The sequence below is a fragment of the Bradyrhizobium sp. WSM3983 genome (genome assembly GCF_000473045.1).
Classification (GTDB): domain Bacteria; phylum Pseudomonadota; class Alphaproteobacteria; order Rhizobiales; family Xanthobacteraceae; genus Bradyrhizobium.
Window position 1 is genome coordinate 174,641 of the sequence record NZ_AXAY01000010.1, and the last position, 13,378, is coordinate 188,018.

Below are 13,378 nucleotides of genomic sequence, written 5' to 3' on the forward strand. Positions count from 1 at the left end.
GTGTGGTGAGGACCAGGCTCACCAGCCCAGCAGTTCCGGCTTGCGCGGCAACTCGACGCTCTTGACCTTCTCGAGCTTGATCGTGCCCTTGGCCATGAGGTCGTTGAGATCGCCGTCGGTCGCGCCCGAGATCTTGGTGCGATAGAGCTCGACCTTCAGCGTGCCGCGATGGTCCTTGTCGGTCCAGGTCGAGGGCGCACAGACGCCTTCCATGCCGGCCGGCACCCAATCCTTCTTCTGGTAAAAACCCTTCACCACGTTGTCGCCGGTGGCGCCGCCGTTTTTGGCGGCCCAGTCGAGCGCTTCCTTCATGTAGAGCGACGAGCAGACAGCAGCGATATAGTGCACCGGGCGGTAGACCTTGCCGGTGGGGTCGGACATCTTCGAGATCTCCATCACGGTCTTCATGCCAGGCGCATCGCCGCCCCAGCTCACCGCGGTCCGCAGCGGGAAGATCACGCCGTTGGCGGCATCGCCCGCGGTCTTGGCGGCGTTCTCGTCCATGCCCCAGACATTGCCGAGGAACTGGATCTCGACGCCGGCGGTCTTGCAGGCCTTCATCACCGAGATGTTGGAAGCTGCGGTGTTGCCGAGATAAGCGTAATTGGCGCCTGAGGATTTCAGGCTCAGGCACTGCGCGCTGTAGTCACCGGGCGCGAGCGCGAACACCAGCGGCGGCAGTACCTCGAAGCCGAGCTCCAGCGCCATGGCTTCGCCGGCGGCCTTCGGCGCGTTCGGATAGGGATGGTTGGCGCCCATGTGCACGAATTTCGGCTTGCCGGGCTTGCCCTTGGCCTTCCAGTCTTCGGCCGCCCAGATCAGCATTGCGCGCAGCGAATCCGAATAGCTCGGACCATAGAAGAAATTATAGGGCGCGGGCTTGGCCTTGCCGCTGGTGCCTTCGGGATCGGTCAGGGCTGCGGCGTAGGAGCCGGAGAGATCGGGAATCTTGTCCTGGGCGAGGAAGCCGGTCAGCGCCTCGGTGTCGGCGGTGCCCCAGCCCATGATCGCGGCCACCTTGCTGTCAGGCGCCGACCACTTCTTGTAGAGCGCGATCGCCTTCGGCACCTGATAGCTGTAGTCGTTGGTGTCGACGTTGATCTGCTTGCCGCCGACGCCGCCGTTCTTGTTGACCCAGGCGAAGGTATCCGCGACGGCCTGGCCGTAAGGCGTGCCGACATCGGAGGTGCCGCCGGAATAGTCGGCGAGATGCCCGATCGCGATCTGGGCCTGCGCGCTCGCGGAGAATGCCGCGATCACAAGCGCGAACGATGCGGTGCTCAAAAGGGACTTCATCTTCATGGGTCGGTTCCTCCGGTTTATTGTTTAAGTGAAGCAGCCCGCGCTCAGTGCGAGAACGGGTAGAGTTTCCAGTACGCCTTGATCTGCCGCCAGCGATGCGCGAGCCCGTCAGGCTCGAACATCAGGAATGCGATGATGATCACCCCGATCGCGATCTCGCGCAGGAAGGTGATGTTGTTGTTGAGCGACAGTGCCTTGTCGATCGTGCCGCCTTTCAAATACAAGCTGATCAACTCCATCGTCTCAGGCAGCAGCACCACGAAGGCGGTGCCCATCAGCGTGCCCATGATCGAGCCGGTGCCGCCGATGATGATCATGGCGAGGAACAGGATCGAGCGCTCGATGCCGAAGCCTTCCTGCGAGACGACAAGCTGGTAATGCGCATAGAGCGCACCGGCGATGCCGGCGAAGAAGGCGGCGAGACCGAACGACAGCGTGCGATATTTCGTGAGGTTGATGCCCATGATCTCCGCGGACAGATAATGGTCGCGGATCGCCACCAGCGCGCGGCCGTCGCGCGTGCGCATCAGATTGGTGACGAGGATGTAGCTTGCGATCACGTAAGCCAGCACGACGTAGAAATATTGCCGGTCGCCGCGCAGCGCGTAGCCGAAGATCGAGAAAGGTTCGGCGCTCGCCGGCACGGAGCCGCCGGAAAACCATTCGGCGCGGGAGAAGAAGTCGAGCAGGATGTATTGCGCAGCGAGCGTCGCGATGACGAGGTAGAGACCCTTCAGTCGCGCCGCCGGAATGCCGAAGATCAGCCCGACCAGCGCGGTGACGACACCCGCGAGCGGGATCGCGAAGAACACCGGGATCGGCGCGTTGTTGGAGATGTAGGCGGAGGTGAAGGCACCGAGCAGGAAGAAGGCGGCGTGGCCGATTGATATCTGGCCGGTGAAGCCGACCAGGATGTTCAGGCCCAAAGCGGCGATCGAGAAGATGCCGATCTGAATCAGGATGCTGAGCCAGTAGCCGCCGAGGACTTGCGGCACGAAGCAGAGCAGCAGCACGCCGAGAATCGCAAAGTTGCGGCTGGTGGTGGTTGGGAAGATTGTGGTGTCGGCCGCATAAGAGGTGCGGAAATCACCAGCAGGGATGAGGGCAGGGCCGGCCATGGGTCAGATCCGCTCGATGTCGTGGGTGCCGAACAGGCCGTAGGGCTTGATCATCAGCACGATGATGAGGACGTAGAACGGCGCGATCTCGTAAAGATTGCCCCAGTGCAGATACTGGCTGTCGACATATTGCGCGATGTTCTCGAGCAGGCCGATGATGATGCCGCCGAGCACGGCGCCGCCGACGGAATCGAGCCCGCCGAGGATCGCCGCCGGAAATACCTTGATGCCGTAGGCGGCAAGGCCCGAGGACACGCCGTTCACCACGGCGACGACCACGCCCGCGACCGCCGACACGGTGGCCGAGATCGCCCAGGCCATCGCGAACACGCTCTTCACGGAAATGCCGAGCGACTGCGCCACTTGCTGGTTGAACGCGGTGGCGCGCATCGCAAGGCCATACTTCGAGGCGCGGAAGAACCAGGCCATGCCGATCATCACCGCGACCGAGACGACCAGGCTCATGACATAAACGGTCTGGATCTGGAGCCCGAACAGGCCGACCGACTGGCTCTCGAACACCCGCGGGAACGGCTGCGGATTGACGCCGAACATCCATTTCAGCGTCGCCTGCAGCACCGTGGAGAGGCCGATCGTCACCATGATGACCGAGATGATGGGCTCGCCGATCATCGGCCGCAGGATCAGGACCTGGATCGCGATGCCGAACACGAACATGAACACCAGCGTCATCGGCATGCCGATCCAGAACGGCGCCTGGTATTTGGCAAGCAGGGCCCAGCACACCCAGGCGCCGACCAGCAACAATTCACCTTGCGCAAAATTGACGACCTGCGTCGCCTTGTAGATCAGCACGAATGACATCGCGACCACGCCATAAAGCGTGCCGACCACGAGGCCGTTGACCAGGAGCTGGATGAGGAAGGCGGTGTTCATCTATGATGGACCTTTCGCCTCTCCCCGCTTGCGCAGGGAGGGGTAGATCGATTGCCAGCTCTGTATCGAAGCGAGTTCACTCCGCCGCCTCCGCCATGGGCCCATGTCCGCCCAGATCGACCACGCGCAGCGTCGTGCGAACGCGCTGCGTGGTGCCGTCCTGGAAGCGGATCACGGTGTCGACGGGGATGTCGGCGATGCCGCGGTAGATGGCGTCGATGATGCCTTCGTATTTCTCGTTGATGACGCTGCGGCGCACTTTTCGCGTGCGGGTGAGCTCGCCGTCGTCGGCGTCGAGCTCCTTGTAGAGCAACAGGAAGCGCGAGATGCGCTGGGCCGGCGGCAACGTGGCGTTGACGGTCTCGACCTCCTTCTGGAGCAGCGCATAGACCTCCGGCCGCGAGGCGAGGTCGCTGTAGGTCGTGAACGAGAGGCGGTTCTTTTCCGCCCATTTCGAGATGATGGAGTAGCGGATGCAGATCATCGCGGCGAGCGCGTCGCGGCCGGCACCCAACACGACAGCCTCGGCGATATAGGGCGAGAATTTCAGCTTGTTCTCGATGAATTGCGGCGAGAAGCGCTCGCCGCGCGAGGTCTCGGCGAGATCCTTGATGCGGTCGATGACGACGAGCTGGCGGTTCGCGTTGAAATAGCCGGCGTCTCCCGACAGCATCCAGCCATCCCTGATGTCGGCGACGCTGGCCTCCGGGTTCTTGTAATAGCCGAGGAACATGTTGGGATGCCGCACCACGATCTCGCCGACGCCGTGGACGTCGGCATTGTCGATGCGGATCTCGACGCTGTCGGCCATCGGCACACCCGTCGTGTCTGGGTCCACCTTGCCCGCGGGATGCAGCGTATAGGCCCCCAGCAGCTCGGTCTGACCGTAGAGCGTACGCAGCGGCACGCCCATGGCCTGGAAGAACTTGAAGGTATCGGGCCCGAGCGCCGCGCCACCGGTGGCGGCCGAGCGCAGCCGCGTGAAGCCGAGCCGGTCGCGCAGTGCGCGGAACAGGATCGCGTCGGCAAAGCCGGAGCGCTTGCCCTGCTCGAGCGCGGCAAGGCCCGACTTCATCCCGATATCGAACAAGTGCTGCTTGAACGGCGTCGCGTCCATCACCTTGGCGCGGACATCGGCGGCTATGGATTCCCAGACCCGCGGCGCGAACAGCACGAACGTCGGCGCGATCTCGCGCAGATCGTTCATCATCGTATCCGGCTCTTCGACGAAGTTGATCTTCATCCGGCAGAGCAGGCCTTTGCCGAGCACATAGACCTGCTCCATGATCCAGGGCAGCGGCAGCACCGAGACGTATTCGTCCTCGGGCCCTTTGGGGTCGAAGGCGAGATAGGTCGCGCAATGACCGAGCACGCGGCCGGCGGCGAGCATCGCGAGCTTCGGATGTGACGTGGTGCCCGACGTGGTGCAGAGGATCGCAACATCCTCGCCCTTGGTGGCATCGACGAGCTTGTCGTAAAGGTCGGGCTCGCGGTTAGCGCGGGCACGGCCGAGCTCGGCGAACTTTTCTGCCGACATCAACCGCGGGTCGTCATATTTCCGCATTCCGCGCGGGTCGGAATAGATGATGTGCTTGAGCCGCGGCACGCGCTCGGCCAGCGCCAGCAGCTTGTCGACCTGCTCCTCGTCCTCGGCGAAGACGAGCTGCGCTTCGCCATAGTTGAGGAGATACAAGGCCTCTTCATCAAGCACGTCGCGATAGAGCCCGAGGCTCAATCCGCCGGTCGCGTGTGCCGCCACTTCCGCCGCGACCCAGTCCGGACGGTTATCGCCGATGATGCCGATGACGTCGCCGCGGCCGAGGCCGAGTTCAACCAGGCCAAGCGCGAAGTCGCGCACGCGGGTCTGATAGTCGTTCCAGGTGAACGGGCGCCAGAGGCCGAGATCCTTTTCGCGTAGCGCGATCTCGTTGCCGTGCTCTTTTGCATTGAGCCGGAGCATCTTCGGATAGGTATCGGCCTGCGCGACGCGGCCTGCGTAATCCATCATGCCGCGCTCTCCTGTGCCGGCGGAGCATCGTCGGGATCGACGAGCACCTCGTCCTCTTCGCCGAGATAAGCGCGCCGGACGTGGGGATCGGCGAGCACGGCGGCGGGATCGCCCTCGGCGATCTTGCGGCCGAAATCCAGCACCATGACGCGGTGGGAGATGTCCATCACCACGCCCATGTCGTGCTCGATCATCACCACCGTCATGCCGAACTCCTCGTTGAGATCGACGATGTAGCGGGCCATGTCCTCCTTCTCCTCGAAATTCATGCCGGCCATCGGCTCGTCGAGGAGGATGAGGCGCGGCTCCAGCGCCATAGCGCGGGCGAGCTCGACGCGCTTGCGCAGGCCGTAGGAGAGGGTGCCGGCCTGCGCTTTCCGCACCGACTGGAGATCAAGAAAGTCGATGATCTCTTCCACCTTGCGGCGGTGCTCGAGTTCTTCCTTGCGCGCGCCGGTGAGCCAGTACAGCGAGCCCGTGAGGAAATTGTTCTTCAGGAGGTGATGCCGGCCGACCATGATGTTGTCGAGCACGCTCATGTGGTGGAACAGCGCGAGGTTCTGGAAGGTGCGGCCGATGCCGAGCGTGGGACGCGCATTCGGCGTCAGGCCGGTGATGTCGCGTCCCCCGTAGAACAGCTGGCCTTCGGTCGGCTTGTAGCGCCCGGAAATACAGTTCACGATCGAGGTCTTGCCGGCCCCGTTAGGGCCGATGATCGAGAACAGCTCGCCCTCGTTGATGGCGAAGCTGACATCGGTCAGCGCGCGAACGCCGCCGAACCGCAGGGACACGCCGCGCACTTCGAGACTGGTAGCCACCAAACAAATCCCTCCCGGTGATGGCGCGTTCAGTGGCGCTCTTCGTCCGTTCCTCTGGGGCGATCCTAGTACGGTCGTGCCGGTGAGGCCATGCAGCACATGGTCCCGACCGGAGCCGCGCCACCTTCGTACCCGTTTGGGATCAAAAGCCGCATCACCCGAGGTGGCCCTCAATAGGGGAAAGCGCTATTTTGAAATGTCTCCGGCCTGACAATTCTGCGACAAAGTTTTTCAGGCGGCCGTGGCCCTACACCTTTCGTCGGACGGTGGCCGGAATGTTCATGCTGCAGTGCAGCGGAAGGATGGGGTGACGAAACGGTGCTGGCTTCGGGGTCATGATTTCAGAGGATCAACTGAAGCGCGTCGCCGCCTGGTCGCGCGAACTCACGCCAGCTGAGATCGCGGTCGCCCGCGCCGGGATCACGGAACGATCCTACGGCACCGGCGAGACCGTGTTCATGCGCGGCGACAAATTTGACTATTGGGCCGGTATGGTGAGCGGCCTTGCCCGCATGGGCGGGGTTTCGCGCGACGGCAAGGAGACCAGCCTTGCCGGGCTCACCGCAGGTGCCTGGTTCGGCGAGGGCAGTGTGCTCAAGAACGAGCCGCGCCGTTACGACGTGGTCGCGCTGCGCGACAGTCGCGTTGCGTTGATGGAGCGCTCCGCCTTCATGTGGCTGTTCGAGAACAGCGTCGGTTTCAACCGCTTCCTGGTGCGTCAGCTCAACGAGCGGCTCGGCCAGTTCATCGGCATGCTCGAAGTCAACCGTACGCTCGATGCCACCTCTCGGCTTGCCCGGAGTATTGCCTCGCTATTCAACCCGATCCTCTATCCGGAATCGACCGCGCATCTGGAGATCACCCAGGAGGAGATCGGCGCGCTCTCCGGCATGTCGCGCCAGAACGCCAACCGCGCGCTGAACCGGCTGGAGAAGGAGGGGCTGCTGCGTCTGGAATACGGCGGCGTCACGATTCTCGATATCGATCGGCTGCGCGGATATGGCGATTAAGGCGCGACGGCGCCGGTCCGTCAGCCCGCATTGGCCGCGGCGTGCGCCGGCCACAGATCGTCGCGCCAGCGCACCGCGATCGCCAACATCGCGATGATGCCCGCGACTGCATAGACCGAGCCCATGGCGGAATAGCCAATGGGCGTAGCCCGGCCGCCGCTTGCACTTCCAGCGCGCCGAGCCCATTGTGCTCCATATCCTGGGCCCATTGGATGGGTCCAGCAGATCGCGGATCGCGGTTTCCGCTAGGTCTTGAGCCATGACGTGCTCGGGTTGCGGTTCTGAGGTTCAGAGCGGTTTTGCCTTCTGCCCGAAGTGCGGCACGAAGCAGCCAAGCGCGTGCGCTGGCTGCGGCTTTCCATGCGCGCCGGATTTCGTCTACTGCCCGAAATGCGGCGCTCTTGTCGGTGAGGCCACCCAGGGCGACGAGCGGGCATTGCAGCGGACGAGCTCGATGACGGTTCCGATCGGGCCGTCGTCCTCTCCACCGCTCGTGCCGACGGCCGAGGCTCAGCACGCGTTTCGACCACAGGCGGATAAAATCGATAGCGAAGCAAATCGTCGTACCATCACCGTGCTGTTTGCCGATCTCAGCGGCTTTACTTCGATGAGCGAGCGGCTCGACCCCGAGGTCATGCAGACGCTTCAGAACGAATTGTTCGAGGAGCTGACGGCCGCGGTGCAAAACTTTGGCGGCTTCGTGGACAAATTCATCGGCGATGCGCTGCTTGCTCTGTTTGGTGCACCGGCTGCGCATGAGGACGACCCGGAGCGGGCGGTCCGCGCTGCCCTCGACATGATCAGCCGGACGGCGCGCCTCAGCGAACGCGCGAAGGCGTATGCCGGTTCACCACTCCTGCTTCATGTCGGGATCAACACCGGGCACGTCGTCGCGGGTGGGCTGGGTGTTGGCGTTGCCAAATCCTACTCGGTGACCGGCGACACCGTGAATACCGCCCAGCGACTGCAGTCCATGGCGCCTCCGGGCGAGGTGCTGGTCGGACCCTTGACCCACCGTCTGACGCGGCACGCGTTCTCCTATGACTCGCTTGGCGAGGTCTCGCTCAAGGGCAAGATGGGCAGCGTCCTGGTCCATCGTTTGAAGGGACCGCTCGAGACGCCCCGTACGGCACGAGGGCTCGACGCGCTGGGACTTGATGCGCCACTGATCGGGCGCGACGCCGAGCTTGCGCGCGTGATCGGCAGCCTTGATCGCGCGTGCGGTGGCGCGGCTCAACTGGTGCGGCTGGTCGGCGAAGCGGGTATCGGGAAAACGCGCCTGGTCAACGAATTCGTTGCCCGCATTCGCGACGAGGATCTCTTTGCATGCGTGGCGATCCGGCAGGCAGTCTGTTCGCCGCTGGGTGAACAATCCTACGGCACACTCGCCGCCGTGCTGCGCAGCGCCTACGGCATCGCGCAGAAGGCCGACGCTGCAGAGGCGGAGGCAAAGCTTGCCGACGCGCTGTCAGAGCTTGGCCTCCCGGCCGAGGAGGCCGACCACCTGATGCCTCTCTATTTGCACGTCCTTGGCCTCGGCGATCCCAACGCCGTGCTCAGGCATGTCGAGCCGGAACAGCTCCGCCGGCAGATCTTTTTCGCGATCCGCACCGTCTTCGAACGCCGCCTCGCCTTGTCGCCGCTTCTGATCATCGTCGAGGACCTGCATTGGGCCGATGCGGTATCTCTAGAAGCGCTGCGGTTCCTGATGGACCGTCTGGAGCGGACGCGGCTGATGCTGCTGTTTACACATCGGCCCATGCTGGAGCTGGACCAGTTCGGCTCGAGCCGGATCAGTCATACAACCCTTCGGCTGCCGCCACTTGGCGATACCGACGGACAAAGGCTGCTCGCGGCTTATTTCAGTCACGGCTGGTGCCAGCCGCCGGGAGGGCTGTTCAATCGAATCCTCGAACGCGCGGGCGGCAATCCGCTTTTCCTCGAGGAGATCATCCGCGGCCTCATCGAAGCCGGCGCCCTGGAACGCGATGGCGCGCTATGGCGAATGAAGTCGGAGGAAGCCGCTGCGGATATTCCGGCGAGCATTCAGGCTCTGTTGCTGGCGCGCCTCGACCGCTTGCCGCATCAGGTGCGTCACCTGGCCCAGGAGGCCGCGGTGATCGGCCCGCGCTTTGATGCTGCTGTTCTCGGCGCGGCCGCAACTGAGCGGGCGAGGGTCGAAGCAGGGCTCGAACTTCTGTGCGACGCCGAGATCATCGAGGAGATCGCGGGCTCGAACTCGATTTCCCTGCGGACCTACCGCTTCACGCAAACCATGCTTCAGGACGTCATCTATCAAAACCTGCTCTTGCAGCGCCGGATCGAGCTTCATGGACGGATTGGAGCCGCGCTGGAGCGGCTCTATGGCAACGAGCCGGAGCGGCTCGAAGATCTCGTACTGCTCGGACACCACTTCAGTCTGAGCGCGAACAAGTCGAAAGGCGCGCGCTATCTGCGCGCGGCCGGCGATCGCGCACGCGGAAGTTACGCCAATGACGATGCCCTTCGTTTCTACCAGCAGTCCCTCGCGGTACTGTCGACCGGCGTCGAACGGGAGCCGGAATGCCTGATCCTGTACGAGCGGATCGCGGATCTCTGTCGTGTAGCTGGCCGCCGAAGCGCGGCCGAGGAGCACTACCAAGGCGCGCTGGAGGGGCACCGCGCGGTAGAAGACTGCATCGGCGAAGCGCGAATTCTTCGCAAGCTCGGCCGATTGTTGTGGGACGCCGGCAAGGGCGTCAACGCGGAGGCGCACTATGCCGAGGCGGCAGAACGGCTTGCCGGGACCGACGCGCCGATCGAGTGGGCGCACCTCTTGCAGGAGCGCGGCCGTCTCGCGTTTCGCGTGGGTGATCCCGTCGCGGCCGCGCGATGGGCCGACGAGGCGCTCGGTTACGCGCGCTCGGTGTCGGTGGACGCAGACGGGCAGGCCGGGCCCGAGGCGGCGCGCGCCATTGCGGAGGCACTCAACACCAAAGGGGTTGCGCTGGCGCGGCTTGGGCGACACCAGGAGGCGGTGCGCGAGGTGGAGCAAAGTGTCGCAGCTGCCGAAGCCGCCGGCCTCCTCAACGTGGCGTGCCGCGGCTACACCAACCTCGGGGTGCTCTACACGATCATCGACCCGGCGCAAGCCATCGACGTTTGCCGGCGCGGGCTCGATGTCGCGTATCGCATCGGCGATCTCGGCTTCCAGGCGCGCCTCCTTGCCAACTTTGCCGTCGCCTGTTGCACCTTCACGGACAGATGTACCGATGAAGGGGTGCCGGCTGCCGAAAAGGCGATCGAAATCGACCGTGCGCTCGATCAGCGCGAGCATCTCCCGGTGCCCCTGATCGTGCTCGGTCAGATCCATCAATGCCACTTCCGCCCCGATCTCGCCGCGCGCTGCTACAACGAGGCCATCGAGGTGGCGAGCGAGACCGGAGAGCCACAACAGCTCTTTCCGTGCTATGATGGTCTTGCGACACTGAACCTTGATCGAGGCGACATGCCCGAGGCCGAGCGGTATTTCGCGCTGGCGCATGATGTCTGCGCCCGGCATGGGCTCGATCCCGCAGGGCTGATCGTACTGCCGTTTCTTGACTAGCCAATGTGAGGGAGTTCAACCATGTCAGATCGTCATGTCGATACACCGCTTCAGCCGGGTGACCGCGCACCGGATCTCGTGCTCGACGCCGTCACGCGCGAAGGAAAGATCGCACTTGAGGACTATCGCGGGCATAGTCCGATATTGGTCGGCCTGTATCGTGGCCTGCACTGCCCGTTCTGCCGTCGCCACATCGCGGCGCAGGCGCAGCTTGACGGCGCGCTCCGAGGGAAGGGCATCGAAAGCCTCACGGTCGTCAATACGCCGGCCGACCGGGCGCGGCTCTACTTCCGCTATCATCCACTGCCCAACTTGCTCGCTGCGTCCGACCCCGAGAGGGTCTCGCATCGCGCGTTCGGCCTGCCCAATATGGAGTTCACGGAGAACGAGACCGAGTGGCCGCGCAAGATCGGCATGGACGTGGTGATGAGCATGAAAGTCGACATGCCCGGCGAATTGCCCAGCCCGATGAATCGGCCAGAGGCCGCGGCGTACCTCAACAACAAGGACGGTTACGAGATGACGGATGCCGATCAGCGCATGGCGGCAGCGGGCACGGGCCAGTTGTTCGGCCAGTTCCTGCTCGATCGGGAGGGCATCGTACGCTGGACGTTTACCGAGGTTCCTGACGGCGGCCAGCGCATGTTCGGAGCGCCGAGCCCACAGGAACTGATGTCGGCTGCCTCGCAGGTGGCAGGCTAGGCATAGACGATCAGCTTGCTGTCCTCGGCCGTTTTTCCGCCAGCGCCGCCGCCATTGCCGAGATCAGTGGGCGCATGAAATAGGCGTCGTCCGCAGGCGAGATGTCGGTGCGCAGGCCGTGCGCGGCAAGCTCGCCGGAGACTGCAGGTCCCACTGAGGCAATCAACGTGCGCTCGAATCCCGCGCGCAACTTCGCCTCGCTGCCATGGGCCTTGGCGGCCTCGATCAGCCGGCGGACCTGGCCGAGATTGGTCAACGCAACGGCATCGATTCGCCCCCCAGCCATGTCGTCGATGGCGGTGACGATATTGGCGTCAGCTGCTTTGGAATCGTAGACGTAAGGCAAAACGGTATCGACCTCGGCACCTTGCGCGGCCAGCGCGCCGGTCAGTGCGCTGTGGTCCTTGTCCGGATAAAGCTGGAGGCCGAGGCGATGCCCCTTCAAGTCAAGCTTGCCGAGCATCTCGATCACGCCCTCGGTGGTCGGCTTCTCCGTGGTCTGCTGGGCCTCGAGCGAGATTTCGCGCAGCGCCTTGCCGGGCTTCGGGCCGCGCGTGAATTTTCGCGTTTCGGCCAGCGCCGCGACAAAGGTCTGGTCGAGGCCGCGTGCGCGCGCGAGCTTCATGATCCGCCGCAGGCCTTCGCCGGTCATCAGCACGAGGTCGTCAAACGGCTTGTCGATGGCGCGGCGGATCCAGGCTTCGACCGGGGCGGGGTCCGGCGCATCCTGGATGGTGAACATCGGGCATTGCACGACCTCGGCGCCTTGCTCGGCCAGGAGTTTTGAGAACTGCGCCTCCTCGCGGGTCTCCAGGATCAGAATGCGGGTGCCGGTCAAACGGTCGGCCATGGGCGTGCTCCAGTGAGCAAAAATCGCAAGCGTTCGTTCATCTTGACACCGTCGTCGGGATTGGCGCAAGGGTCGCCTCGGTGCTAGAGCAGAGTGCAAATCGCGGGTCGTCCGCGGCCTTTGCACAAACCTTCATCAAGTGCCATGCCCGATCATCAATACGTTCTGACCCTGTCCTGTCCGGATCGCCCCGGCATCGTCTCGGCGGTGTCGACCTTCCTGGCCCATAACGGACAGAACATTCTCGACGCCCAGCAGTTCGACGACGTCGAGACCAAGAAGTTCTTCATGCGCGTCGTGTTCACCGCGGCCGATCTTGCTGTGGAGCTGTCTGCGCTCCAGACCGGCTTCGCCGCGATCGCCGAGCGTTTCGGCATGGAGTGGCAGATGCGCGACCGCGCCACGCATCGCAAGGTAGTGCTGCTGGTGTCGAAGTCCGACCACTGCCTGGTCGACATCCTCTATCGCTGGCGCACCGGCGAATTGCCGATGACCCTGGCCGCGATCGTCTCCAACCATCCCCGCGAGGCCTATGCCGGGCTCGATTTCGGCGGCATTCCGTTCCACTATCTGCCGGTCACCAAGGAGACCAAGCGCGACCAGGAGGCGCAGATCCTCGATCTCGTCGCCAAGACCGGGACCGATCTCGTGGTCCTCGCCCGCTACATGCAGATCCTGTCAGATGATCTGTCGGCCAAGCTGTCCGGTCGCTGCATCAACATCCACCACTCATTCCTGCCGGGCTTCAAGGGCGCAAAGCCCTATCACCAGGCCCATGAGCGCGGTGTGAAGCTGATCGGTGCGACCGCCCATTACGTCACGCGCGACCTCGACGAAGGCCCGATCATCGATCAGGACGTCGAGCGCATCAGCCACCGCGACACGCCGGAAGATCTCGTCCGCAAGGGCCGCGACATCGAGCGCCGCGTGCTGGCGCGGGCGATCCGCTATCACCTCGACGACCGTGTCCTCCTCAATGGCCGCAAGACGGTCGTGTTCGTCGATTAGGCACGTAACACCGATCGACCGATCTGGCAGGAGCGCCGAGCCGCCCCGACGATCGTCGGAAGTGAGCGGCCCGGAGCCC

10 protein-coding genes are annotated in these 13,378 nt (G+C 64.0%); 4 read left to right on the forward strand and 6 right to left on the reverse strand.

Features of this window, described 5'->3' with window-relative positions; genetic code table 11:
- Positions 1–18: 18 nt before the first annotated feature.
- From YUA_RS0118375 to YUA_RS0118395, 5 genes are all read right to left on the reverse strand, one after another.
- Positions 19–1,302, reverse strand: a complete 1,284-nt coding sequence (locus YUA_RS0118375) for an ABC transporter substrate-binding protein (RefSeq protein ID WP_027532022.1) — start codon at positions 1,300–1,302, stop codon at positions 19–21.
- A gap of 44 nt (positions 1,303–1,346) precedes the next feature.
- Positions 1,347–2,420 carry a branched-chain amino acid ABC transporter permease gene (locus YUA_RS0118380; RefSeq protein WP_027532023.1) on the reverse strand — a complete coding sequence of 358 codons (1,074 nt, stop codon included), beginning with the start codon at positions 2,418–2,420 and terminating at the stop codon, positions 1,347–1,349.
- Positions 2,421–2,423: 3 nt separating this feature from the next.
- Positions 2,424–3,317 (reverse strand): branched-chain amino acid ABC transporter permease, encoded by an 894-nt coding sequence (locus YUA_RS0118385; protein WP_027532024.1) that lies wholly within the window; start codon positions 3,315–3,317, stop codon positions 2,424–2,426.
- 76 nt (positions 3,318–3,393) lie between these two features.
- Entirely contained in the window at positions 3,394–5,325 is a 1,932-nt protein-coding gene (locus YUA_RS0118390) for a long-chain fatty acid--CoA ligase (protein ID WP_027532025.1), read from the reverse strand.
- On the reverse strand, positions 5,322–6,143 hold the full coding sequence (locus YUA_RS0118395; RefSeq protein WP_027532026.1) for an ABC transporter ATP-binding protein: 822 nt from the start codon (positions 6,141–6,143) through the stop codon (positions 5,322–5,324). Before YUA_RS0118395 ends, YUA_RS0118390 begins: the two co-directional genes overlap by 4 nt.
- 335 nt (positions 6,144–6,478) lie before the next feature.
- On the opposite strand from YUA_RS0118395, the gene YUA_RS0118400 reads away from it, so the two are divergent.
- The 3 genes from YUA_RS0118400 to YUA_RS0118415 all read left to right on the forward strand — a co-directional run bounded on the left by YUA_RS0118400 (position 6,479) and on the right by YUA_RS0118415 (position 11,441).
- A complete protein-coding gene (locus YUA_RS0118400; RefSeq protein ID WP_027532027.1) occupies positions 6,479–7,153 on the forward strand; it encodes a Crp/Fnr family transcriptional regulator in 675 nt (224 codons plus the stop codon).
- Between the two features lie 259 nt (positions 7,154–7,412).
- Complete coding sequence (locus YUA_RS0118410; RefSeq protein ID WP_027532028.1) at positions 7,413–10,739, forward strand: adenylate/guanylate cyclase domain-containing protein; 3,327 nt, start codon at positions 7,413–7,415, stop codon at positions 10,737–10,739.
- Positions 10,740–10,760: 21 nt separating this feature from the next.
- Positions 10,761–11,441, forward strand: a complete 681-nt coding sequence (locus tag YUA_RS0118415) for a peroxiredoxin-like family protein (RefSeq protein WP_027532029.1) — start codon at positions 10,761–10,763, stop codon at positions 11,439–11,441.
- A gap of 10 nt (positions 11,442–11,451) precedes the next feature.
- On the opposite strand, the gene YUA_RS0118420 is transcribed toward YUA_RS0118415, so the two are convergent.
- Entirely contained in the window at positions 11,452–12,291 is an 840-nt protein-coding gene (locus YUA_RS0118420) for a uroporphyrinogen-III synthase (protein WP_027532030.1), read from the reverse strand.
- Positions 12,292–12,435: 144 nt separating this feature from the next.
- On the opposite strand from YUA_RS0118420, the gene purU reads away from it, so the two are divergent.
- On the forward strand, positions 12,436–13,299 hold the full coding sequence (gene purU, locus YUA_RS0118425) for a formyltetrahydrofolate deformylase (RefSeq protein ID WP_027532031.1): 864 nt from the start codon (positions 12,436–12,438) through the stop codon (positions 13,297–13,299).
- The last annotated feature ends 79 nt before the right edge of the window (positions 13,300–13,378 follow it).